Genomic DNA, 24,738 nt, shown 5'->3' with positions numbered 1-24,738 from the left:
GCCGCCCTACGTGTTGCCCTGATTGGGAAGGGGTTACACCCCTACCCGATAAACCCAAATTCTACCGCCATAAATGGCGGGGTCTCAACCGAAAAGGAAACTTGATAAAAGGCCGTCTGAAAAAACCTTTTTCAGACGGCCTTTTATTATCCGGTTTCCATCGGCTACGCCACACCGTAACGTTCGCGGTAAGCGCGGACGGGTTCGAGATACCTGCCGAATTCTGCATGGTTTTCAAGCAGCGAAAGCAGGTCGTGCAGGTTGGCGATAGCCACCACCGGCAGGCCGTATTGTTGCTCCACCTCCTGCACGGCCGACTTTTCGCCCGTGCCTTTTTCCATACGGTCGAGTGCGATGGCAACGGCGGCGGGGGCGGCGCCTTCGGCTTCGATTAACTTCACCGATTCGCGCACGGATGTGCCGGCGGAAATCACGTCGTCGATAATCAGCACGCGGCCTTTGAGCGGTGCGCCCACCAACACGCCGCCTTCGCCGTGGTCTTTGGCTTCTTTGCGGTTGTAGGCAAACGGCACGTTGATGCCTTTTTCGGCCAGCATCATGGCGGTGGCGGCGGCGAGAATGATGCCTTTATAAGCAGGGCCGAACAGCATATCGAATTGGATTTTGCTTTCGATAACAGCTTGTGCATAGAACCGCGCCAGCGCGAGGGTGGAAGCGCCGTCGTTAAACAGCCCGGCGTTAAAAAAATAAGGCGATCGGCGGCCGGCTTTGGTGGTGAATTCGCCGAACTTCAAAACGTTTTGCTCAAGCGCGAACTTGAGGAAATCTTGGCGGAAATCAGACATTTAAATACTTTCTGTATCAAGAAAAATAAGGATGATTATATAGCGGATTCAATCAATTTTCGATACAAGGCAGCAAAGCGCCGACAGTACAAGTCGCACGGAACCGATTCTGTTTCCGCTTCAGCGGCTTACAAAATCGCTCCCTTTGAACTAAGGCACAGCAGCGCCGTAGCGGAAGTTCAGTTAATCCTATATTAGCAAAACCGCCACCGGGGCGGCAGCCTCTGCCATTTATCTCAAATAACCTCCTGTCATCAAAATAAACATTAAAATTCCTTTGGAATAATTAAAATAGTTATGCCATGCAGGAACGGCAGATTTTTCATTATGTTTAGAAAGGATTAAGATGAAAAACTATTTAACGTTGGCCTGTTTGCTGGTTTTAGCCGCCTGTGGCGGCGGCGGCGGCGCATCTCCGGATACCCAGTCCACTCCGATCGGCAGCAACACTGCGGCACCTTCGGCTCCGGCGGCGCAAACCGCAGGCAGGCAGTATTACAGCTGGCGGAACACCGCTGCCGATGCAGTAACGTTCGACGCTGCCGACATCAAAAAATTGAAAATCGACGGTGTGGAAATCAACCTGGCCGAAGTGGGCGGCGGCTCGTTCAATAACAGCTGGCGCGGCAACTTCGGCGGTATCCGCTCGGGCAGCGCCAATGCGCCTGCGGGTGTGAGCGACTGGCTGGTTTACAACCAGTCGGACAACCTGGCAGCCGGCGTGATTACCAAAGGCGGCAACAACTTCGCCTTCTACAACGGCAAATTCACCGATACCGCGCAAATCCCCGCTTCCGGCCAAGCCGTATACAACGCCGGTGTGGTGCAGTTCAACGGGTTGGGTTCGCAAACCCTGGGCAGCACCCTGATTACTGCCGACTTCGGCGCGAAAACCGTGAGCGGCAATATTTCCCGTGATGCCGCTTACGGCGGCGATATCGCTCTGAATGCCGGTATCAGCGGCAATAAATTTGCTTCGGCCGACGGTTCGGCCACGCAAGTAGAAGGCGGTTTTTTCGGTGCGGGCGCAGCTGAAATCGGGGGCATCTTTAAAGCGGGCGACACGGTGGGGGCATTTGCCGGTAGAAAATAAGCACCATTGCCTGCTTGAGGCACCTAAACTTAAAAGCCGTCTGAAATCTTTGGTTTCAGACGGCTTTTCCTTTTTCAGACGGCTCCAATTGGGCTACAATCGCGTTTCCTTTCCTCCCCTTAAATACCACATCATGCTGAAAATTATTTCCGCCAATGTAAACGGCATCCGTTCTGCTTATAAAAAAGGTTTTCACGAATATATCGCCGCATCGGGCGCGGATATTGTGTGCGTGCAGGAATTGAAAGCACAAGAGCCTGATTTATCGGAAGATATGAAAAACCCGCACGGTATGTACGGCGTGTGGCATTGCGCCGAAAAACGCGGCTACAGCGGCGTGGCGGTGTATAGCAGGCAGCGCCCCGATAATGTGCAAATCGGCATGGGTATTGAAGAATTCGACCGCGAAGGCCGTTTCGTGCGTGCCGATTTCGGCAAGCTGAGCGTGATTTCGCTTTATCTGCCTTCCGGCACCAGCGCGCCGGAGCGGCAGGAGCTGAAATACCGCTTTCTCGACGCTTTCTACCCCATGCTGGCCGACATGAAAACAGCAGGGCGCGATATCGTGGTGTGCGGCGACTGGAATATCGCCCACCAAAATATCGACCTGAAAAATTGGAAAAGCAACCAGAAAAATTCGGGCTTCCTGCCCGAAGAGCGGGCATGGATAGGCAAAGTTATCAATGACTTGGGCTGGACGGACATATGGCGCACGCTCTACCCCGAAGAGCCGGGCTACACTTGGTGGAGCAACCGCGGCCAAGCCTATGCCAACAACGTGGGGTGGCGCATCGACTACCATATGGTTACGCCCGGTCTGGCCGCCAAAGCCGTCCGTGCCCATGTTTACAAAGATGAAAAATTTTCCGACCACGCACCGCTGGTAGTGGAATACGATTATCCGCTTTAATTTTCGGATACCGATATACAATAGAAGCCTTTGCCCCCTGATGTGGAGGCAGTTCAAAGCGTAGCAGCGCACAACGCAGAAATGCGCCGCAGATGGTTTTTTGCAAAGGTATCAATATGCTTTCAGACGGCCTCATGCTTGATCCAAGGCCGTCTGAAAGCCCGATAACACAAAACCATGCAAAGCCAGGAACTCGAAGACTTAACCCTGCTGCTGATTCGCGATGCCGACGAAGCAGAAATGTGGATAGACCGCTGGGCGGCATGCTACCCGACCGTGCGCACGGCGGCGGTTTCGCGCGGCCAGTCTGTTGCCGAATGGCAGCGGATTGTCGGCGCGGCGGTGGCCGGCATCCACAGCCGCAACATCGCCGCCGTCGCCCACGGCGCAGGCGTTTCGGGCTGGCTGGCATGGCTTTATCTAGCCGATGTGAATATGCAGAAACGGGTGCGGAACATGATATTGGTGTCGCCCCGCCAAGATGCGCTGCCCGACGATGCGGTGCACACCCTGCAACGGGTGCGCTGCCATTGCCCGGGCGCGCTGGTTATCGGCACCGGCGACCCCGAATGCCCGCAGGAATGGGCGCAACAGCAAGCGCAGCTTTGGGGCGCACGCCTGCTGACCGCCCCGCAAACAGGCCGTCTGAACGGACATTTGCACGGCTGGCAGTGGGGAATGAAGCTGTTGCAGGAAATGTTGTTGAAGTAAACGGATATTTTGTGTAAACGGGCAGGCAGGGGCTTTTCAAAGTTTATTGAAGCCGTCTGAAATACCCAACTGTCGTCATACCCGGGCTTGACCCGGGTATCTTTTTGTTGAGAGAAATAACAGATACCCGGTTCAGGCCCGTTCATGGCGCAGAGGCTTTAATTTGAAAGAATCAGGCCGTCTGAAAATATTTTTTTCAGACGGCCTGTTGTTATACGCTATTGGCTTCGGGAATATGTATCAGCGCAATTCGGTGTGCAGGCGGCTCAGCCATGCGGAAGCGTCGCTGCCCTGATAAGCGCTGCCGTCGCGGTTAAGCAGGCGGATGCGTGCGCCGTTGTTTACCGGCTCCACATAAACAATCAGCTCGGGGCGGGCTGCGGCCGCAGCGGCAGTGTCGGTTTTACCTTTGCCGAACAGGCGTTTGAAGAAACCGGGTTTCTTATCGGTAACGGCCGCTCCTTCCTGCGGAGCAGGCTGTACCAAGAAGGCGTGGCGCTCGGGGTTTTGGCCGAGCACGGTCAGGCCGATTCGGTCGAGCGCCAGCGCGGTACGGCGCCAGTTGCGGTTGTAGTCGCCATTCACCAAAACGGCATTACCGCTGACAGAAGCCAAATCGCTGCCGCTGCGTGCGGCGGGGGCAACGCTGCTGCCCAAAGCATTTTCGGCCTGTTTGGCATCTACACCCAAATACTGCATAAAGCGGGCGAGGAAGGCGGCTTCAAGGTTGGGGTCGTTCGGGCGCGGCTGCCAGGTAGTGTTTTCTTTTTTCTTGCTGGTATAGACTTCCTGCAGGCCTTTATGGGCAAAGAAAACATCGGTGGTGCCGTTGCGGCCGCGCTCTACGCGGATAATGAATTTATCGCGCTCGCTGGTGGAATAAATACCGCCCAAGCCAACTTTTTCAAACAGGCGGCGCAGGCCGTCGCCGGCAATTTTGGCGCGGTTTTCGGCCCACTCGGTTTCCATCTGGCCGATAGCGGGTTCTTCCGATTTGATTTCAAAGCCGTTTTCCTGCCAGAACACTTTCAGCATCGGCCAGATTTCGGCGGGCTGTTTGCCCTCCACCACCAGCCAGCGCTGGCTGCCGTCGCGCTCGAGGCGCACGCCTTTCACACCTTGCAGCACGGCTTGGTTGGCGGGCTGCTGTGCGCCGTTTCGGCGGGCCATATCGCTGGCGCGGACTGCGCCCGAACCGGCGGGAATCTGATACATATTGCCTTGGTCGGGGTTGGTTAAATCGGGCGGAACTTCAAGGTTCACCACTTTGCGGTTTTGGGTTTGGTAGTCGAGCTTGGGCTGCTCTTTGCTGCCCGAACAGGCGGCAAGGCCTGCAAGGGCGATAAGGGATAATGCCGTTTTAATGCGGTTCATTGGCGGGATTCCTCCGGTTAAATCAGTTGGGCGCTTTTCAGCGCGCTGCATACTTTGTCTTGGCCGTCTGAAGAAAGTTCAATAATCGGCAGACGCACATGAGGGCGGCACAGGCCCATCCGGGCAAGCGCCCATTTGGGGGCGGCGGGGCTGGGTTCGCAAAACATCACGTCATACAGGGGAATGAGCTTCTCGTTCAGCCTGCGTGCTGCGGGAATATTGCCGGCGACGGCTTCGCGGCACATATCGGCAAACAGTTTGGGGGCGACGTTGGCGGCCACCGAAATCACGCCGTGGCCGCCGCAGAGCATAAACGCCATACCGGTGGGATCGTCGCCGGAATAAACGGCGAAACCTTCGGGAACACGGTTGATCAGGTCGGTTGCGCGGGCGATGTCGCCGCTGGCTTCTTTCACGCCGGCGATATTGGGGATTTCGGCCAGGCGCAGAATGGTTTCGTTACTCATATCCACCACGGTGCGGCCGGGCACGTTGTAGATAATCATGGGAACGGCGGCGGCCTCGGCGATGGCTTTGAAATGGCGGTAAATGCCTTCCTGCGACGGTTTGTTGTAGTAGGGAACCACCGACAGGGTGTAGTCGGCACCCAAACGCCCGGCGGCTTTGGAAAGCTCGACGGCTTCTGCGGTGCTGTTGGCGCCGGTGCCGGCAATCACGGGCACGCGCTTGTTAGCGTGTTTGACGGCAGTTTCCACCACGGCCAGATGCTCCTCTGCCGGCAGGGTGGCGCTCTCGCCTGTGGTGCCCACGGCCACGATGCCGTCGGTTCCGTTTTCGATGTGCCAGTCGATCAAGGTGCGAAGTTCGCCGTAATTGACGCTGCCGTCTTCATTCATGGGGGTAATCAGGGCAACCAAACTGCCTTTTAACATGGTAAAACCTTTATTCTCGAACGTTCGGTAAATCAGGCGGATTGTAGCCTACTTTGAAATAGATGGGAAATGCTGGTTACATGCGTCCTGCAAAGGTTTGCAAAGGTTTTCAATGCCGTCTGAAAACGTTTCGGCGGCTTTTCAGACGGCCTGTTTTTATGCGGTCATGCTGAACGGTGCGGTTTTCCAACCGTCGCCCGCCGCTGTGAAATTGAAGTCGGCACTCAGATTATTTACAATCTGCGCTTACAAATTTTATCGTTCGGTTACATAAAGAATTTACGATGACAGCCCCCCTCTCCCGCAAGGGCGATACGCCCGATTTGGTTTACCGCCTGGAAGACAAACCGCCCTTCCCCAACGCGCTTTTGAGCGCAATCACCCACCTTCTGGCAATTTTCGTGCCGATGATTACCCCCGCGCTGATTGTGGGCGGCGCGCTGAAACTGCCGCCGGAAATGACGGCCTATCTGGTGTCGATGGCGATGGTGGCTTCGGGCATCGGCACTTATTTGCAGGTTAACCGTTTCGGGCCGGTGGGTTCGGGCATGCTGTCGATTCAGTCGGTCAACTTTTCGTTTGTGGGCGTGATGATTTCGCTGGGCTTGGGCATGAAAGAGCAAGGGCTGGACGAACACGCTATGCTCTCCGCCCTTCTCGGCGTGGCGTTTGCGGGCGCGTTTCTGGTGGCCGGATCGGCATGGCTGCTGCCCTATCTGAAAAAAGTGATCACCCCCACCGTGAGCGGCGTGGTGGTGATGATGATCGGCCTGAGCCTGATCGGCGTGGCAATTACCGAATTCGGCGGCGGCTATGCGGCCATGGGCAACGGCACGTTCGGCGCGTGGCAAAACATCGCGCTGGCGGCTTTTGTGTTGGCGGTGGTGCTGTTTTTCAACAGCCTGAAAAACCCGCTCTTGCGTATGAGCGGCATTGCCGTGGGCATGATTGCGGGCTATGTGGTGGCGCTGTTTTTGGGTATGGTGGATTTTTCGGTGTTGGACAACCTGCCGCCGGTTACCGTGCCCGTGCCGTTCAAATACGGTTTCGACTTCCAATTCATTCCGTTTCTGGTGGCAGGTTTGGTATATCTGCTGAGTATTTTTGAAGCGGTGGGCGACTTAACCGCCACGGCGATGGTGTCCGGCGAAGATTATGAAGGCGAAGAATTTCAAAAACGCCTGCGCGGCGGCGTGTTTGCCGACGGCTTGGTGTCGGTGATTGCCACCGCGCTGGGTTCGCTGCCTTTGACCACGTTCGCGCAAAACAACGGCGTGATTCAGATGACCGGCGTAGCCTCGCGCCATGTGGGCAAGTATATCGCCGCCATTTTGGTGGTGTTGGGGCTGTTTCCCGTGGTGGGCCGCGCTTTTACCACCATTCCCAGCCCGGTTATCGGCGGCGCGATGGTGCTGATGTTCGGCCTGATCGCCATCGCCGGCGTGCGCATCATCATGACCAACGGCATCAACCGCCGCGAAGCCGTGATTGCCGCCACCTCCATCGGTTTGGGTTTGGGCGTGAGTTTCAAACCCGAAGTGTTCGCCCTCCTGCCGGTGAAATAGCTGTTCCAAAACCCCATCTGCATGGGCGGCACGGCGGCGCTGCTGATGAACCTGATTATGCCGCGCGACGAGGGCGAAAAGGTTTATCTGAGCGATGAGTTGGATGTGTGATTGAGGATTTGACAGGCTGAGACTTTACAAGTGGTTTAAGCCGTCTGAAATATCTATATCTCCGCCCTACAAAAAACTCCAGGCCGTCTGAAACATTCAGACGGCCTGAAACCGTTTGGGCAGTTGCCGTTAAGAAAACCTCAAGCGTTAAACGGCTTCGGCCTCTTCGGCAAGGAAACCGCGCAGTTTCTGCATGGCTTTGGCTTCGATTTGGCGGATACGCTCGGCGGATACGCCGTATTCTGCGGCCAAGTCGTGCAGGGTCAGCCCGCCGTCGTCTTGCAGCCAGCGGCTCTCAACGATGCGGCGGCTGCGGTCGTCCAATTGCGCCAGCGCGTTTTGCAGGCCTTCGGTTTGCAAGGCGTAGTGGGCTTTTTGGGCGATTTGGTGGGTCGGCTCGGTGTCGTTGTCGGCCAGCCAGTCGATGGGGGCGAAGCTGTCTTCATCGTCGCTGTTGTCGGCCATGATGCCGATGTCGCGACCGGTCATGCGCTGTTCCATCTCGAGCACTTCGGAAAGTTTCACGCCCAAATCGTCGGCGATTTCCTGTGCTTCTTTGGGGCTTAAGGCGTTGAGGTTTTTACGCATGCTGCGCAGGTTGAAAAACAGTTTGCGCTGCGGTTTGGTGGTGGCCACGCGCACCAGGCGCCAGTTGCGCAGGATGAATTCGTGGATTTCGGCCTTAATCCAATGCACGGCAAACGAAAACAGGCGTGCGCCGCGGGCAGGCTCGAAACGTTTCACCGCCTTCATCAGGCCGATGTTGCCTTCCTGAATCAGGTCGGCCTGGTTGAGGCCGTAGCCGTCGTAACCGCGCGCAATCGATACGACAACGCGCAGGTGTGAAAGAATCAGTTGTTTGGCGGCTTCGAGGTCGCCTTTCTGTTGGCGTTCTGCCAGTTGGGTTTCTTCTTCGGCAGAAAGCATGGGAATGTTGTTTACGGTATGAATGTACTGCTCCAGGCTGCCGTGCCCGCTGGGTACGGGTAATGCGAAGGCGTTATTCATGGTCATTGATTGGCTTTCCTTATATTGTGCGGAGCCGGTTTCGGGTTTGCCGCACCGGCCTTGCTTATTAAACTCGTTTCTCTGTATGGTTTCAATACTCAATAGGTAAACTTTTGTATTTTTAAGTTTTCGATTGATTTAAAATATTTGAGTGTTTTTGTCAGAAATAGTTCCCTATTAAAACACAGTTTCTGCCCATTGTGTGGTTTTATTATTAAGGCTTTATTAATACTTGGAAATTTTTCGCAAAGGCCGTCTGAAAACCGCTTAGCGGCGGTATCTGCCCCACACAAACAAACCGGCGGCCGACACGCCCAATAGGATAACGAGCGGCCATGAGCCGCCGAGTTTCATATACGGGGTTTCGCCGGTATGGCCTTCGATGCGCCCTTCCAACACGGTAGCGGTGTCGGGTACGGTTTGGGCAACAATGCGGCCTTTCGGATTAACAATGGCGGTGGCGCCGGTGTTGGTGGCGCGCACCATATAACGCCCCAGCTCCAGCGCGCGCGCCTGCGACTGCTGCAAGTGTTGGAACATGGCGTTGGATTTGCCGTACCACGCCATATTGCTGGCGTTGGCCAGCAGCGTGGCCTGTTTGGCCGAAGCGATTAATTCGTCGCCGAAACCGTCTTCATAACAGATGTTGAAAGCCACTTTCTGATTGGCCATCTGAAACGGTGCTTGGGCGCTGCCACCGCGCTTGAAGTCGGCCAGCGGCATATTCATCATTTGGTAGAGCGGACCGGTGAGCCACGGCAGCGGTTTGTATTCGCCGAAGGGCACCAGGTGGTTTTTGGCGTAATACGGAATGTGATCCGGCGCTTCTTCGCTGTAATGCGAGAGATTGATAACGGCGTTTTCATAATCGCGGCCGTCTGAAGTGTATTGGCTGATGCCTATGGCCAGCGCGCTGCCGTTTTCTCTGGCCTGCAAGGCAAACTGCGCCAGCAGCCCCTGCGGTAAATCTTGGCGCATCAGCGGGATGGCGGTTTCGGGCAGGATAACGATGTCGGCGCGGCTGCCCGCCACTTGGGCGTAATAGCGCTCGACGGTGGGAGCGAAATGTTCAGGCGTCCACTTCAGCGTTTGCGGGATATTGCCCTGCGCCAATGCCACGGTGGCGGTGCTGCCGTCGGGGCGGGTAAAGTCGGTGTGTTTGGCGGCAAAACCGGCGGCGGCCAACAGCACGATGCCGCCCAACGCCGCCGCGCGCTGTTTCAGACGGCCTGAATTATCCGCCAGCAACACCAGCCATGCGCCGGTGCAGGCGGTGGCGAGCGTAACCAGATGGATGCCGCCCAGCGGGGCGAAACCGGCCAGCGGGCTGTGGTCGGCGATTTGCGAATAGCCGAGCGCGCCCCAGGCAAAACCGGTGAGCAGGCGTTCGCGGGCGAATTCGGTGAGCGTCCATAACAGCGGCAGCACCGCGCCGATGCGCCAAGCGCGCGGCAGGTTGAATTTTTTCAGCAGCCAGAAAGCGGCGGCGGGATACAGGGCGAGAAACGCGGGCAGCAGAAAGGTGAGCGGCACGGCGTAAAGGTTGGGCAGGCCGGAAACGGTATGCAGCGCGGTGTGTATCCAATAAAACTGCGCGGCATAACCGGTCAGGCCGAACAGATAGGCGCTTTTCACGGCGTGCTGCGGGCGCAGCTCGGTGAGGCGGATTAACGCGCCGAACAAGAGCGGCATCAGCCAGAAATGGTAATACGGCGCAAACGTTAACGGTGTTGCGGCGGCAACCGCCAGCAGCAGCGGCCAGTAACACAGCGGCTTCTGCCAGAATTGTTCGAGTTTTTGAATCGGGTTCATAAACAGGGTTTGCGTGTAAGGCCGTCTGAAAAACTCTGATTGGTTTTCAGACGGCCTGTTGTTGTGTTCATTCACTTTTTTCCCGCCCGGCGGTTTTGCTGCATTATAGCCGATTTCGGCACACTCTTTCAGACGGCCGCCCGAACACCCGTTTTAAGATTCCGGGTTTCATTTAAGAAACAAGTATCTTCATGCTAAAATACGCGCTTTTCATGCCAAACGCACACACTCACAAAAAATTATGGACGGACTCAACAGTTTATTCGTGCTCTGCGGGCTGCTGCTGTTTCTCAGCGTGATTTCAACCACGCTCTCGGCACGGCTCGGCATGCCGCTGCTTTTGATGTTTTTGGCCGTGGGCATGCTGGCGGGCGACGAGGGCATAGGCGGCATCGAGTTCGACAATTTTTTCACCGCCACCGCCATCGGCCAGCTGGCTCTGGCGGTGATTCTGCTCGACGGCGGCCTGCGCACCAAGCTCGACAGCTTCCGCATCGCCCTCAAACCCGCCGCCGTTTTGGCAAGCTGGGGGGTAATCGCCACCGTGGCGCTGCTGGGCGTATTCGCCACCTGGTATATGGATTGGGACTGGCGTTTCGGCATCTTAATGGCGGCCATCGTCGGCTCCACCGATGCCGGCGCGGTGTTCAACCTGCTGCGCAACAGCGGCGTGCGGCTTAACGAACGCGTACAGGCCACCCTCGAAATCGAATCGGGCGCCAACGATCCGATGGCGGTTTTTCTGGTAACCGCGCTGATTTCGATCACGCTCACCCCCGAAGAATCGGGCGTGCTGTCTTTTTTATGGATGCTGCTGCTCCAGCTCGGCTTCGGTTTGGCTGCGGGCTTTCTCGGCGGCAGAATCCTGTCGCGGCTTACACGCCGCTTAAACCTCGCCGAGGGTCTGTATGCGCTGATGATTGTTTCGGGCGGCCTGCTCGTTTTCGGCCTCACCAACCTAATCGGCGGCAGCGGTTTTTTGGCCGTATATCTGGCAGGCATCATCGTCGGCAACCGCCACAGCCACGCCACCGAACACGTTTTGCGCGTAATGGACGGCTTGGCCTGGCTGGCGCAAGCCAGCATGTTTGTGGTGCTCGGCCTTTTGGTTACGCCCCACCGCCTGTGGGAACAGGGTCTGGACGCCTTGGCCATCGCCGCCTTTCTGATGCTGGTGGCCCGCCCGGCCGCGGTGGTGAGCGGCATTTGGAAATTTCACTACAGCCGCCGCGAAATGGCCTATATCAGCTGGGTAGGGCTGCGCGGCGCAGTGCCGATTACACTGGCCATGATGCCGCTGGTAATGGGCGTGCCCAACGCGCGCCTGCTGTTCGACGTGGCTTTTGCCGTAGTGATACTGTCGCTGCTGATTCAGGGCACCACCATTCCCGTGATGGCGCGCCGGCTGAAGGTAACCGTGCCGCCCAAACCCGAACCTGCCGACAGCCGCGAAATCTGGCTTTCGGAAAGCGAATCGGTGCCGCTTTTGGCCTATGAAGTGCTGGCCGACTCCGACGCCGAAGGCATGCACCCCGACGAAGTGGCTCAGGATTTGGATTTGCTCTCTACCCGCTGTTTCGCCCTAATCCGCAACGGCAAACGGGAAGAACTGGATTTGGACACCCGCCTGCTGGCGGGCGATACCGCCTGGTATATCGTGCCGCCCGAGCATGTGGAAACCATCGCCAAACGCTTTGCCGAAACCGGCAGCCTGGTGCGTATGAATTTCAGCTTCTTCGGCGAGTTTGTGGTCAACCCTTCGAGCATGGCGGGCGATCTGGCCGATGCCTACGGCCTGCAGCTTAACGAAGAAGAACGCAGCCTCACCTTGCGCGGGCTGTTTAAAAAACGTTTCGAAGGCAGCCTGCCGGTGGAAGGCGACCGTATCCATATCGGCAGTTTCACCCTCACCGTAAAAGAAACCGGTTCCGACGGTTCGATGAAATGGCTGGGGCTGAAATGCCCGGATTAAGAATCAAGCCGGACCCTGTGCAATTATGATTCATAACATCAGCAAGGCCGTCTGAATATTTTCAGACGGCCTTGCCATATACGGTTGCAGAATAAGGTTTTTTCCCATTCCTACCAATAACCCAACACCTTCCACCACATCACACCGACAGTGGCGAAGATGATGATTTCGATCACGCTCATGATAAAGCCGGCTTTCCACCATTCGGTCATGGTAACGTAGCCCGAGCCGTAAATCACGGGTGAAGAACCTGAGGCATAATGGGTGAGCGACATCATGATGCTGGTAGAAGCGGCCAACACCAGCGCATAGAGCATGGGCGGCGCGCCCAGCGCAAGGCCGGCGGCGTAGAATGCGCCGAGCATGGCGGTAACGTGGGCGGTGCCGCTGGCAAACATATAGTGCGAATAGATATAGGCCAATGTGAGCAGTCCGCAGCCGGCCACCCAGTTTAAGCCGAGGCCGGAAATGCTGCTTCCCAACAGGCCGGAAAACCAGCCGATCAGCCCCAATTTGTTGAGGAAAGTGGCCATCATCACCAGCGCGGCAAACCACACCACGGTGTCCCACGCGCTTTTTTCTTTCAGCACGTCGTCCCAAGTGAGCACGCCGGTGAGCAGCAGCAGGCTGAGGCCGATAAAGGTGGTGGTAGTGGCGTCAACCTCGGCACCTTTACCGAAAATCATGGCGGGAACGCCTGCCCACAACACCAGCAGCAGGCCGAAAATGCCGAGCATAATCCATTCGTTGCGGCTCATCGGCCCCATTTCTTTGAGCTTTTCTTTGGCCAACTCGGTGGCATTGGGGGTTTGTTTGATTTCGGGCGTGTAAAGCCAGAAGAGAATCAGCGGCATCAGTATCATGGCTGTCAGGCCGGGCACCACCATGGCCGTGAACCAAGTGCCCCAGCTGATGGAAATATCGGAATTGGTGGCCTCGGCAATCAGTTTTACCACCAACGGGTTGGGTGCGGTGGCGGTGATGAACAGCATGCAGGAAATGATGTTGGCGTGGTAGTTGACCAAAGCCAGATATTTGCCGATTCTGCCTTCGGTGCCGTTTTCGGGATCGGAATCGAAACCGGCGGCAATCGCGCGCATCACGGGGTGCACAATGGCACCGCCGCGGGCGGTATTGCTGGGGGTAACCGGTGCGAGAACCAAATCGGAAATCACTAGGCTGTAGGCCACACCGATGGTGCGTTTGCCCCAAAGGGCGGTAAACATGTAGCCGAAGCGTGTGCCCAAACCCGTTTTCAGCAGGCCGCGCGAAATCATAATTGCCACACCTATCATCCAAATCAGGCTGTTATTGAGGCTGCTCAACGCATCTTTGGCCGCCTGCCCTGCCGGATTGGCAATGGCCTTGCCTGTTTCAGGATCAACTTCGGGCACGGTGATGCCCAACAAAGCCACCAGCGTGATGGCGATAACGGCCACTGCGCCGATGGGCATGGCTTTGCCGATAATGGCGGCGATAATGCCCACAAACAATGCCAGCAGGTGCCAGGCCTGCGCCGAAACGCCTTCGGGCACCGGTATAAACCAGATAACCAGTGCCAGCGCTAGCGCAACCAGCGTGGGGATTGGTTTGAAACCCATAATAAAACTCCTCTTCGTTTAAGGATATGAAAAACATTTTTGTTTTTTCAGACGGCCTGTTTGAAATCCGAATGTAAGGCCGTCTGAGAACGTATCACAGCATTTCCCCGCGCTCCAGGGTCTGTCGGCAATTGACCGGCGAAGCGGTTTTTGAGACAAAAACCGCGTATGCAAGGCAAAAAGCGCAGCAAGGTTGGACACCTTGCGGGCATTTTAGCTTCGCAAGTCCGCTACGCTACCTAACGCCGCAGACGGGGGATTTTGACCAAAAACACCGCCGTTGCGTTAATTGTCGACAGACCCTAGGCCGTATTCCTGCGGAAACGTGCGCATCGAGCTTTGCGTTACCGTTACCGCGCCGTCTATCAGGGCGCAGCGGCCGCTGCCGGGCAGCAGGCGGCACAGGCTTTGCAGGGCGCGCAGGTCGTCTTCGGTGCTCACGCCGCTGTCGATGCGGTTGAGCAGGCGGGCGAGCTGGAACGTGCCGCCTTTGCACGGCGGGCATTGGCCGCACGAATTGGTGGCGAAAAATTCCACATACTCGGCCACTTTGCGCACCACGCTCGTGCCTTCCGAAATCACAATCATCGCGCCCGTGCCCAGGCTGGAATGGCGCGCGCGCACCGAAGCGAAGTCGAGCGGCACATCCAAATCGGCTGCGGTGAGCAGTGTGTTGGAAGGGCCGCCGGTAAACACGGCCTTAAAGGCGCGGCCTTCAAGCATACCGCCGCCGTGCACGAAAATCAGCTCGTGCAGGGTGGTGCCCATCGGCAGCTCATACAGGCCGGGGTTTAGCACATCGCCCGAGAGCGAATAGAGCTTGGTGCCGGAAGCCTCACCCTTGCCGAGATTGCGGTACCACTCGGCACCGTTGCGCAGAATGTGCGGCACGTTGGCGAAGGTTTCGGTGTTGTTGATTAACGTGGGCTGGCCGTCTACCCCGCTTTCGGCAGGATACGGCGGTTTGCGGCGCGGAAACGGAAATCCGCCGTCGAGCCAGGAAACCACGGCGGTTTCTTCGCCGCCGATATAGCGGCCTGATGTTTGCACCAGCTTCAAATGCACGGGCTTGCCGAGAAAAGCTTCCAGCTTGCCCATCAGGCCGCTGCCCTGCCATTGCGCGATGGCGGCGGAAACGGCGGCGACAGATTCGGTTTGGTGCGGGTTGATATACAGCACCACATGGTTGGCGCCCACGGCGGCAGCGGCAATCAGCATGCCTTCGATTACCTGATGCGGCGTGTGCGAGAGCAGGTAGCGGTCTTTGAACGTGCCGGGTTCGTCTTCGTTGCCGTTGCACACGATGTATTTGTCGCCCTTGGAGCCGGCGGCAGCCGCGGCGGCCTCCCATTTGCGCCATGAGGGGAAACCCGCGCCGCCCATGCCGGCAAGGTTGGCATCGCGCAAAGTGTTGATGATATTGCCTGCGTTTGCCAATGCGGCCAACAGCCCTTCGCCGCCGCCCACTTTAATCCATGCCTGCAAGTCGGCACCCACCGAGCGTGAAGGGTGCATCAATAAGGTGTTGGCTTCGCTCATTTCGCGCCCTCCTGAAGTCCTGCGTGTTCACGCAAATCGAATGTGCCGTAGTTAGGGTAAAGCACCGGCGCCTTGGTTTCGCTTTTGATGCCCGCGCGCGTTAATTCGCGCTGCAGGTTATACACATGGGCGAAACCGCCGCGCTTTTTCTGAAAGGGATGGTCGGAACGCACAATGCCCTCCGCCGCCGCTGCGCCTGCACGGCGGCCGAAGCTGATGATGTCGAGCAGCGCGTTGCCCATCAGGCGGTTGCGGCCGTGGATGCCGCCGGTTACTTCGCCCGCACCATACAGGCCGGGAATGGAAGTGGCGCCGTTGCCGTCGATTTGCATGCCGCCGTTTTGGTAATGCAGGGTCGGGTGGACCAGCATGGGTTCGACGGCAGGATCGATACCGCACTTGCGGGCAACGTGCGCGAGCGATACCAAGCGTTTGAGCACGTCGGGGTCTTTGGCAATCAGGCGCGGCGTATCCAAAAACACGCCCACCTGCCTGCCGCGCACCACGCCGCGGCCTTCGGCCACTTCGCGCAGAATCGCCGCCGCCACCACGTCGCGCGGTTGCAGTTCGTCAACGAAACGTTCGCCCAAACCGTTCACCAGATGCGTGCCTGCCGAGCGCACGGCTTCGGAAATCAGCACGCCCACCAAATGGGCGGGATAGGCCACGCCGGTCGGGTGGTATTGGAAGGAATCCATATCGCGCAGTTTCGCCCCCATACGGTAGGCCATCACCAAGCCGTCGGCGGTGGCGCCGTAGTGGTTGGAGGTGGCGAAACCCTGCAAGTGCAGGCGGCCGCTGCCGCCGGTTGCCAGAATCACGGCTTTGGCGTGTGCCACCAGCAGTTTGCGGCGTTCCAAATCGTATAACACCGCACCGACGCAACGGCCGTGCTCGTCAGACAACAACTCTACGGCCGGGCAGCGGTTGAGCTGGGTGATTCTGCGCTCCAGCTCAACCGCTTCGCGCAGCACGCGCATCAATTCGAGGCCGGTAAAGTCGCGGTAGCACAAAATGCGCGGAATTGCCGTGCCGCCCGCGCGTTTGCGTTGCAGGCGTTTGCTGTTGCCTTCGTCTTTCACCATATCGAAGTTCATGCCGATGCCGATCAGCCAGCGGATAACCGAAGGGCCGTCTGTAACCATTTGCGCAATCAGCTCTTTGTTGCCGGCATGGTGGCCGCCTTTAAGGGTGTCTTCATAGTGCTGTTGCAGGCTGTCTTCTTCGCCGACGGCAGCCTGAATGCCGCCTTCGGCCATCACGGTGTTGCTGTCTCCGATGCGCAGTTTGTTGGCGATAATCACCGATGCGCCCGCTTCGGTGGCCGCCAGCGCAGCCGCCGCGCCCGCACCGCCGCCGCCGATTACCAACACGTCGGTATCGAGGTGTTCGGCACCGGCCAAGTCAAAATCATCAATCAGCGGGCGGCTCAGCAGCAGCTTGGCCAATTCGGGGTGGCAGTCGCTGCCTGCGTTGGCGCCCACGGGCAGTTTCACCCGCGCATCGGCGCGGTAGTCGGGGTGGTAGCCGTTGAGCAGCATTTCTTTGGGCGGCAGATCGCTTCGCATTTCCGGTTTGGAACCGCGCAGCGCTTGCAGGGCCTGTTCGTAGGCAATGCCGGTTACGTTAGGATTCATGGCTGCACCTCCCCGTCGGCGTGGATATCCACTTTCATCGCACCGCTTCTGATTTGCCGTAAGCGGTGCATCAGATCAACCGGACGCAACGTGCGCGCGGCCCTCATACGCCGCGCAAACAGCCCCACATGGTTGGGGCGGATGTTTTCCGGGCAGGCCAGCGTGCACAAGTTGCACATCACGCATTCGTCGAACGTAACGGTTGCTGCCGAAAAGTCGCCCGCCACCACTTGCGCCACACCCTGCTCCACCTGCAAGCCTTTCGGGCAGGCGCGGTTGCAGCCGCCGCAATGGCGGCAGTGGGCGGCTTCGGGGAAAAAGCGCGCGGTGTCATCGAGCCTGCTCCAGCCGTCGCCCATATCTTCCATATCGTAGTAGTGGACGTGTTCGGGCATGAAATAATCCATAAAACTCACCTGCATACCCTGCTCCACTTTGGTTTCGCAGCCCAATGCGGTGGTAACCTCGCGCTCACCCTCCCTGCGTATCATGCAGCGGCACGAACCGCACACGCCCTGCCCCATGCAGCCCACATTGGCCGTTAACACATAACCCGAACGGGCATAGGCCTGAATAATGGAATGCTCGGGCGAAGCCTGTATCTCGCGCCCGTCGATAATCAGGCTCAAAGATTCTTCACTCATGTTTGTGTTCCTGTAATATATTTTCATTTCTACCGTTAAAATCCGCCGAACCGCACAGCTCAAGCATCAGTTTTCAGCATTTTGAAAATTATCCTTATTAATCAACTATCGGTTTTGTAATTTTATTCTAATCAAAAACCGTGCATTGGTATTTAAATGTGTTATTTGACTACAGTCAAATATACCCCAAGTAAGCACCCGCCCTGCCCGAAACAAGGTTTTGTTTTAAATTAAAATATACAGAGCACAGCCCGATACCGCCATTTCAGACGGCCTGCCTGCCATAATATTCCCCCGTCCGCGCCGTTTTTCTGTAACTTTACAACCGTATTTTGCTGCGCTAAATCAAGCGAAACAGACAAGCCCGGCCTGCTAACACAAATTAACATTGCAAACCTGTATGCTTCAGCCGATAAAACAGGCCGTCTGAAAGCCGTGCGGCAAAGTTTCGATAAAACAAACCCAAAAGGAACAACCATGACCGTTATCAAACAGGAAGACTTTATCCAAAGCATCGCCGATGCCTTCCAATTCATCAGCTACTACCACCCCGCCGACTACATTCAGGCTTTATACAAAGCGTGGCAGAAAGAAGAAAACCCCGCCGCCAAAGACGCAATGACGCAGATTCTGGTTAACAGCCGCATGTGCGCCGAAGGCCACCGCCCCATCTGCCAAGACACCGGCATCGCCACCGTGTTTCTGAAAGTGGGCATGAACGTGCAATGGGATGCCGAATTGAGCGTGCAGGAAATGGTGAACGAAGGCGTGCGCCGCGCCTACACCCACCCCGACAACACCCTGCGCGCATCGGTTTTGGCCGACCCCGCCGGCAAGCGCACCAACACCAAAGACAACACCCCCGCCGTGGTGCACATGGAAATCGTGAAAGGCGATAAAGTTGAAGTTACCTGCGCGGCCAAAGGCGGCGGTTCCGAAAACAAAACCAAAATGGCCATGCTCAACCCCTCTGACAACATTGTCGACTGGGTAATCAAAACCATTCCGCAAATGGGCGCCGGCTGGTGCCCGCCCGGCATCTTGGGCATCGGCATCGGCGGCACGCCCGAAAAAGCCGCCCTGTTGGCCAAAGAAAGCCTGATGAGCCATGTGGATATTCAAGAACTGCAGGAAAAAGCCAAGTCCGACGCCGAACTTTCCACCACCGAAGCGCTGCGCCTCGAACTTTATGAAAAAGTGAACGCGCTGGGCGTGGGCGCGCAAGGATTGGGCGGCCTCACTACCGTGTTGGACGTGAAAATCCTCGACTACCCCACCCACGCCGCTTCCAAGCCCGTGGCCATGATTCCCAACTGCGCCGCTACGCGCCATGTGGAATTCGAACTCGACGGATCAGGCCCCGTGAAACTCGACCCGCCCAGCCTCGACGACTGGCCCGACATCACCTACAGCCCCGACAACGGCAAACGCGTTGATGTAAACAACCTCACCAAAGAAGAAGTGGCCACTTGGAAAATGGGCGACGTGCTGCTCTTAAACGGCAAAATCTACACCGGCCGCGACGCCGCCCACAAACGCATGACCGATATGCTCAACAAAGGCGAACAACTGCCGGTAGACTTCACCAACAAGCTGATTTACTACGTCGGCCCGGTAGACCCCGTGCGCGACGAAGTGGTCGGCCCCGCCGGCCCCACCACCGCCACCCGTATGGACAAATTCACCCGCCAAATGCTCGAACAAACCGGCCTCTTGGGCATGATCGGCAAGTCCGAACGCGGCGCCGAAGCCTGCAAAGCGATTGCCGACAACCAAGCCGTGTATCTGATGGCCGTGGGCGGTTCGGCCTATCTGGTGGCAAAAGCCATCAAAGCGGCCAAAGTGGTGGCCTTCCCCGAACTGGGCATGGAAGCGATTTACGAATTCGAAGTCAAAGATATGCCCGTTACCGTGGCCGTGGATTCCAGCGGCAAATCGGTACACGCCGTCGCACCGAAACAGTGGCAGGCGAAAATCGGCATTATTCCGGTTGACGCGTAACACCGTTTGCAACCGCATCAGGCAAATCAAACAGGCCGTCTGAAAGGTGCAGTTCACCTTTCAGACGGCCTCAAAATTTTTAAAATCTGTTTATTATCGCTCCATATCGGAATTTGAAGCGCAAATGTGCAGCCGGTACGTTTTTTTGAAAAAGCCCTGTTTCCGATATTTTCAAACCGACGCCTCACACGCTCACACCTGCCGCGCGGGCGATGGCCAAACCCTCTTCCGCGCTCATGTAAACGGGGTGCTCGGGCGCATGGCGGCGCACGATGCCGCCTTCGCGGAACATCACCAGCTCGTTAACGGCCAGTTGCAGCCAGGTTTCGTTGGCGGTGAGCGGCAGGGTGGCAATCACCGCCACTTTGTCGTTGGGGGTGGTAACGGCGGCGAAATCGACCTTCACGTCGTCGTCAATCAGATGCGCCTCGCCGAACGGGGCCTTGCGCACGATATAGTGCAAGAGTGTGCTGGCGTGGGCAAACAGGCATTCGCCGTCCGACATCATAAAGTTAAACAGGCCGTATCCGCGGATTTCGGCGGTCAGCTCCGCCACGGCATCGAACAGGGCGTTTTCGTCGGGGCGCTCTGAAAAGCGGCGGCGCAGCTGCTCTAAAATATAACAAAACGCACGCTCCGAATCGGTGTTGCCCACCGCCCGGTAGAAACTGCCTTCTTTGGGAAAAAAGTTTTTCAGATGGCCGTTGTGGGCAAACAGCCAGTATCCGCCCCACATTTCGCGCATAAACGGATGAGTGTTGGCAAGCGAAGTCTGCCCCTGCGTGGCTTTGCGGATATGGGCAATCACGTTTTCCGATTTGATTTGGTAGGCCTTTACCAAATCGGCCACCGGCGAGTTGGCGCTGGGTTTGTCGTCGTGAAACAGGCGCACGCCCCGGCCTTCGAAAAAGCCGATGCCGAAGCCGTCGGCATGATGGTCGGTCAAACCGCCGCGGCGGCGGAAGCCTTCAAACGAAAAAACGATGTCGGTGGGGGTGTTGCAGTTCATGCCGAGCAGTTGGCACATGGTGGTTGCCTTTGTTGGTGAGTCAATCGCCGAAAGCCGTATTGTGGGGGAAAACGGGCTTTTTTTAAAGTGGCTGTTTTTTTTTTTGCGAGTTGTTCAGGCCGTCTGAAAAACCAACCGTCGTCATGCCCGGGCTTGACCCGGGCATCTTAAATTTGTTTCGAAAGAAATAGAGATATTCGGGTCAAGCCCGGGCATGACGCAGAGATTTTAAAATACCGGCACGGCTTGTAAAGGTTTCCGGCTGGAAATGCAGTTTACGCTATTTGTTGAAAACGATAAGGCCGTCTGAAAACACATTTTTCAGACGGCCCATGCTTTTTAGAATACCCGACCCGTCAGGCCATTAAACCGCCGATATATTTCACCAGCGTCATGCCGCTCAACACGGCCATGGCCGCCACCACCACCACGCCGCACACCGTCATCCATTTCGGGTGTTTGTAGTCGCCGATGATGTCGGCGCGGTAGGCGGCCAGCAGAATCAGGCCGAGCGAAACGGGCAGAATCAGGCCGTTGAGCGTGCCCACAAACACCAAAACCTGTGCGGGGCGGCCCACCGTGGCGAGCACCAGCGTGGAAATCAGAATAAAGCCGATAATCCACTTGTTTTTGTTTTTCTCAACGGCAGGGCTTAAGCCTGCGATAAACGACACCGAAGTGTAGGCCGCGCCGATCACCGACGTAATCGATGCCGCCCAAATCACCACGCCGAAAATCAGCAGCCCGGCGTGGCCGGCCACATGCTGAAACGGCGTTGCCGCCGGGTTTTGCGGGTCGAGCGCCACCCCTTGCGACACCACGCCCAACACGGCCAGAAACAGCACCACGCGCATCACCGAGGCAATCAGAATGGCCGAAACCGAGCTTTTGTTCACTTCGGGCAGCGACTCCTTACCCTTCACGCCCGCATCAAGCAGGCGGTGCGCGCCGGCAAAGGTGATATAGCCGCCCACCGTGCCGCCCACCAGCGTAACGATGGCGACGGCATCGAGCTTTTCGGGCACAAACGTGCGCAGCGCGGCCTCGCCCAGCGGCGGCGAAGCGCGCCAGGCCACATAAAGCGTGAGCGCAATCATGATAAAGCCCATCACTTGTGTGAACCTGTCCATCGCCCTGCCCGCTTCGCGGAACAGAAAAATGCCCACGGCCACGCCGCCGCTGATAACCGCGCCCGTTTCGGGTGCAAGGCCGGTGAGGATATTGACGCCCAAGCCCGCACCGCCGACATTGCCGATATTAAACGCCAACCCGCCCATCACAATCAGCAGGGCGAGAAAATAGCCCGCGCCGGGGAACACACGGTTGGCAATGTCTTGCGCGCGCTGCTCCGATACGGCGATGATGCGCCAGATATTCAATTGCGCGCCGATATCGAGCAAGATGGAAATCAGAATCACAAAGCCGAAGCTGGCAAGCAGGTTTTGGGTGAACGTGGCCGTTTGGGTGAGAAAACCCGGGCCGACGGCCGAGGTGGCCATCAGGAAAGCGGCACCGATAAGCGCGTTGCGGCGGTTGCTGGCAGACATATGACGCTCCTTGTGCAAAGTTGCCGCCGGGTGGTTTAGCCCCGAAAATTATTTTAAGAACTCGGGCGGGGTGCGCCGGCAGCAGAATCAATCAAATCAAAATGCTGAAAAAATATCAAACTTTCAAGATCATCATCATTACAATTAGTTTCACAACAATCAGTTTTATGCGGTTTTTCTTTTTCAGACGGCCTTGACCGCAATGCCTTCCGCACGCAAAGCCGCGCGGATTTTATCGGCAAATTCAAGGGCGTGCGCGCCGTCGCCGTGCAGGCAGATGCTGTCGGCGCGCACGGCGGTGCGGCTGCCGTCCACGGCGGTTACGCTGCCCTCGCGCACCATCTGCAACACTTGGGTGATGGCTTCTTCGTCGCTTTCTATTTGCGCATCGGGACGGCTGCGCGGCACCAGTCTGCCGTCGGGCAGGTAGCGGCGGTCGGCGAACGCTTCCGAAACCACCTCCAAACCCGCCGCCCTGCCCGCTTCCAGCAGCAGGCTGCCTGACAATGCCATCAGTTTCAAACCGGGGTTGAAGCGGCGCACGGTGTCGGCCACAATTTCCGCCAGCGCGGCATCGGCGGCGGCTTGGTTGTATAGCGCGCCGTGCGGTTTCACATAGGCCGTCTGAACGCCCGCCGCATCACACAAGGCTTGCAGGGCACCGAGTTGGTATTGCAGGCAGGCGCGCAGTTCGGCTTCGGGTAAAGCCATGGCGGTGCGGCCGAAATTTTCGCGGTCGGGGTAGCCGGGATGCGCCCCAACGCGCACGCCGTATTGCTTCGCCCAAGCAAGGGCGCGCTGCATTTCTGCGGCGCTGCCCGCGTGCAGGGCGCAGGCGATATTGGCCGACGACACCCGCTGCATCAGCGCGCCGTCGTTGCCGCAGCCTTCGGCCAAATCGGCGTTCAAATCAACGTGCATTTTCGGCTATCCTTCTGATTTGGTTTAAATAAGCCCGGTTTTGGCGTTGCAGTTGCGCCGCCCCTTGCGTCGTGGTCATCTTGAAAAAGATTTTGCCGCCGAAACGGATTTGCGCCAGCCGCCCCAAATCGGCAGCGGCCACGCAGGCGATTTTCGGGTAGCCGCCGGTGGTTTGCGTGTCGGCCATCAAAATAATCGGCCTGCCGCCCGGCGGCACCTGCACCGTGCCGGACTGCACGGCATGCGACAACATTTCGAGCGGGGTTGCCAATTCGAGCGTTCCGCCGTCGAAACGGTAGCCCATGCGGTTGCTGTCGCTTTGCAGCGTCCACGCGTTCTGCCACAACACGGAATGGGCGCGCCGCGTAAAAGCGCCGTATTCCGAAGAAGGCAGCGCATGAATGCGGTGCGACGGCGTGGGCGGCGCGATGCCCACACGTTTGGCTTCGAAACCGCGGTGTTTAAGCGGAATTTCGTCGCCCTTGCGCAGGCAGCGCCCTTCGAAACCGCCGAAACCCGCCCTCAAATCGGTGCTGCGCGAGCCGAGCACCGCAGGTACGTTGAAACCGCCGTACACACACAAATAACCATACATTCCCTGCACCGCGCGTATCAGTTTCAGGGTTTGCCCGCGGCGGGCGGTGTAGCGCCAGTAGGAATAAACGGGTTCGCCGTCGAGCTGGGCCTCGTAAACCGCCCCGGTGATGCAGAAAGGCGTGTCGTGGGCAAACGATACACTCATGCCGCCCAAGGCGATTTCAACCGCCGCCGCCCCTTCGGGATTGCCCAGCAGCAGGTTGCCCGCCCGCAGCGACAGCGTGTCCATCGCACCCGCGTGGCCGATGCCGTAGCGGCGCAAACCGTAGCGCCCCAAGTCTTGTATATGGGCCATTGCCTGAATATCGGCCACATACATCATAGCCAAACCCTTTCTGCCACAAACTGCACCGTGTCGCCTGCCGCCAACAGGGCGGGTGGATCGGCGTTTATCTGAAACAAAGGCACTTCGGTGCGGCCGATAATCTGCCAGCCGCCCGGCGAAGCAAACGGATACACGCCCGTTTGGCTGCCGCCTATGCCCACCGAACCGGCCGGCACCTTGATGCGCGGAACCGCGCGGCGCGGTGTGTGCAGGTTTTCCGGCAGCCCGCCCAAATAAGGAAACCCGGGCTGGAAGCCCATCATAAACACCGTATAAACAGGCTCGGTGTGGCGGCGCACAATCTCCTCGGCGCCGGTTTGGTGAAAGGCCGCCACTTCGGCCAAGTCTTCGCCGAACTCGCCGCCATAAACCACGGGAATACGCACGCGCCTGCCTTTGCGCTTAACGGCTTCGGTTTGCGGCCACAATGCCAAGAGGCCGTCTGAAAACGCCTGTAAATCGGTATCCGGGCGCACAAACACGGTTAAATTGTTCATGCCCGTTACCGCCTCTTCCGTTTCGGGCAGCGCCTGCACCGCATCGGCAAACGCCCACAACCGCTGCTGTTTCGGCAGCGCGGCAGGCGGCGGCAGCACGCAGGCCAGCGCGGATTCGCTGATAGGAATAATCTCAATTGTAGGCATAATCACCACTTGTGTTGC

Annotated in this window: 19 protein-coding genes and 1 pseudogene; 6 read left to right on the top strand and 14 right to left on the bottom strand. The window is 57.6% G+C overall.

Annotated elements, in window-relative coordinates:
• Positions 1 to 164: 164 nt before the first annotated feature.
• Positions 165 to 806 carry an orotate phosphoribosyltransferase gene (gene pyrE, locus Q3970_RS02935; RefSeq protein WP_303099110.1) on the bottom strand — a complete coding sequence of 214 codons (642 nt, stop codon included), beginning with the start codon at positions 804 to 806 and terminating at the stop codon, positions 165 to 167.
• Positions 807 to 1,152: 346 nt separating this feature from the next.
• Here pyrE and Q3970_RS02930 point away from each other — a divergent pair, with 346 nt between their 5' ends.
• The 3 genes from Q3970_RS02930 to Q3970_RS02920 all read left to right on the top strand — a co-directional run bounded on the left by Q3970_RS02930 (position 1,153) and on the right by Q3970_RS02920 (position 3,520).
• A complete protein-coding gene (locus Q3970_RS02930; protein WP_303099109.1) occupies positions 1,153 to 1,899 on the top strand; it encodes a transferrin-binding protein-like solute binding protein in 747 nt (248 codons plus the stop codon).
• Between the two features lie 133 nt (positions 1,900 to 2,032).
• Positions 2,033 to 2,809, top strand: coding sequence for an exodeoxyribonuclease III (locus tag Q3970_RS02925; RefSeq protein WP_303099108.1), 777 nt, complete (start codon positions 2,033 to 2,035; stop codon positions 2,807 to 2,809).
• Positions 2,810 to 2,986: 177 nt separating this feature from the next.
• Positions 2,987 to 3,520 carry an alpha/beta hydrolase gene (locus Q3970_RS02920; RefSeq protein ID WP_303099107.1) on the top strand — a complete coding sequence of 178 codons (534 nt, stop codon included), beginning with the start codon at positions 2,987 to 2,989 and terminating at the stop codon, positions 3,518 to 3,520.
• A gap of 240 nt (positions 3,521 to 3,760) precedes the next feature.
• Here Q3970_RS02920 and bamC read toward each other — a convergent pair whose 3' ends face one another.
• Positions 3,761 to 4,894 (bottom strand): outer membrane protein assembly factor BamC, encoded by a 1,134-nt coding sequence (gene bamC / locus Q3970_RS02915; RefSeq protein WP_303099106.1) that lies wholly within the window; start codon positions 4,892 to 4,894, stop codon positions 3,761 to 3,763.
• A 17-nt stretch (positions 4,895 to 4,911) separates the two neighbouring features.
• Complete coding sequence (gene dapA / locus Q3970_RS02910) at positions 4,912 to 5,787, bottom strand: 4-hydroxy-tetrahydrodipicolinate synthase (RefSeq protein ID WP_303099105.1); 876 nt, start codon at positions 5,785 to 5,787, stop codon at positions 4,912 to 4,914.
• 284 nt (positions 5,788 to 6,071) lie between these two features.
• Here dapA and Q3970_RS02905 point away from each other — a divergent pair.
• A pseudogene (locus Q3970_RS02905) lies at positions 6,072 to 7,463 on the top strand (nucleobase:cation symporter-2 family protein).
• A gap of 147 nt (positions 7,464 to 7,610) precedes the next feature.
• Here Q3970_RS02905 and rpoH read toward each other — a convergent pair.
• Positions 7,611 to 8,471: an RNA polymerase sigma factor RpoH gene (gene rpoH, locus Q3970_RS02900; protein ID WP_303099121.1), complete on the bottom strand. Its 861-nt coding sequence runs from the start codon at positions 8,469 to 8,471 to the stop codon at positions 7,611 to 7,613.
• 267 nt (positions 8,472 to 8,738) lie between these two features.
• Entirely contained in the window at positions 8,739 to 10,283 is a 1,545-nt protein-coding gene (gene lnt, locus Q3970_RS02895; protein WP_303099120.1) for an apolipoprotein N-acyltransferase, read from the bottom strand.
• A gap of 241 nt (positions 10,284 to 10,524) precedes the next feature.
• Here lnt and Q3970_RS02890 point away from each other — a divergent pair, with 241 nt between their 5' ends.
• Complete coding sequence (locus Q3970_RS02890) at positions 10,525 to 12,255, top strand: potassium/proton antiporter (protein WP_303099104.1); 1,731 nt, start codon at positions 10,525 to 10,527, stop codon at positions 12,253 to 12,255.
• Between the two features lie 110 nt (positions 12,256 to 12,365).
• On the opposite strand, the gene Q3970_RS02885 is transcribed toward Q3970_RS02890, so the two are convergent.
• The 4 genes from Q3970_RS02885 to Q3970_RS02870 form a co-directional block, all read right to left on the bottom strand.
• Positions 12,366 to 13,856, bottom strand: a complete 1,491-nt coding sequence (locus Q3970_RS02885; RefSeq protein WP_303099103.1) for a DASS family sodium-coupled anion symporter — start codon at positions 13,854 to 13,856, stop codon at positions 12,366 to 12,368.
• Positions 13,857 to 14,141: 285 nt separating this feature from the next.
• Positions 14,142 to 15,395: an NADH-quinone oxidoreductase subunit F gene (locus Q3970_RS02880; protein WP_303099102.1), complete on the bottom strand. Its 1,254-nt coding sequence runs from the start codon at positions 15,393 to 15,395 to the stop codon at positions 14,142 to 14,144.
• Positions 15,392 to 17,032 carry an FAD-binding protein gene (locus tag Q3970_RS02875; protein ID WP_303099101.1) on the bottom strand — a complete coding sequence of 547 codons (1,641 nt, stop codon included), beginning with the start codon at positions 17,030 to 17,032 and terminating at the stop codon, positions 15,392 to 15,394. The genes Q3970_RS02880 and Q3970_RS02875 overlap by 4 nt, the downstream gene beginning before the upstream one ends.
• Positions 17,029 to 17,676: a 4Fe-4S dicluster domain-containing protein gene (locus Q3970_RS02870; RefSeq protein WP_303099100.1), complete on the bottom strand. Its 648-nt coding sequence runs from the start codon at positions 17,674 to 17,676 to the stop codon at positions 17,029 to 17,031. The genes Q3970_RS02875 and Q3970_RS02870 overlap by 4 nt, the downstream gene beginning before the upstream one ends.
• 477 nt (positions 17,677 to 18,153) lie before the next feature.
• Here Q3970_RS02870 and Q3970_RS02865 point away from each other — a divergent pair, with 477 nt between their 5' ends.
• A complete protein-coding gene (locus tag Q3970_RS02865; RefSeq protein WP_303099099.1) occupies positions 18,154 to 19,677 on the top strand; it encodes a fumarate hydratase in 1,524 nt (507 codons plus the stop codon).
• A 184-nt stretch (positions 19,678 to 19,861) separates the two neighbouring features.
• Here Q3970_RS02865 and Q3970_RS02860 read toward each other — a convergent pair whose 3' ends face one another.
• From Q3970_RS02860 to pxpB, 5 genes are all read right to left on the bottom strand, one after another.
• Positions 19,862 to 20,704, bottom strand: coding sequence for a class II glutamine amidotransferase (locus Q3970_RS02860; protein ID WP_303099098.1), 843 nt, complete (start codon positions 20,702 to 20,704; stop codon positions 19,862 to 19,864).
• A gap of 338 nt (positions 20,705 to 21,042) precedes the next feature.
• Positions 21,043 to 22,233 carry an NRAMP family divalent metal transporter gene (locus Q3970_RS02855; protein ID WP_303099097.1) on the bottom strand — a complete coding sequence of 397 codons (1,191 nt, stop codon included), beginning with the start codon at positions 22,231 to 22,233 and terminating at the stop codon, positions 21,043 to 21,045.
• Between the two features lie 183 nt (positions 22,234 to 22,416).
• On the bottom strand, positions 22,417 to 23,154 hold the full coding sequence (gene pxpA, locus Q3970_RS02850) for a 5-oxoprolinase subunit PxpA (protein WP_303099096.1): 738 nt from the start codon (positions 23,152 to 23,154) through the stop codon (positions 22,417 to 22,419).
• Positions 23,144 to 24,073, bottom strand: a complete 930-nt coding sequence (locus Q3970_RS02845) for a biotin-dependent carboxyltransferase family protein (RefSeq protein WP_303099119.1) — start codon at positions 24,071 to 24,073, stop codon at positions 23,144 to 23,146. Before Q3970_RS02845 ends, pxpA begins: the two co-directional genes overlap by 11 nt.
• Positions 24,070 to 24,720 (bottom strand): 5-oxoprolinase subunit PxpB, encoded by a 651-nt coding sequence (gene pxpB, locus Q3970_RS02840; protein WP_303099095.1) that lies wholly within the window; start codon positions 24,718 to 24,720, stop codon positions 24,070 to 24,072. The genes Q3970_RS02845 and pxpB overlap by 4 nt, the downstream gene beginning before the upstream one ends.
• Positions 24,721 to 24,738 lie beyond the last annotated feature (18 nt).

This window comes from Neisseria sp. (genome assembly GCF_030530745.1).
Lineage (GTDB): Bacteria > Pseudomonadota > Gammaproteobacteria > Burkholderiales > Neisseriaceae > Neisseria.
This window is presented reverse-complemented; position numbering and strand designations above follow the sequence as displayed.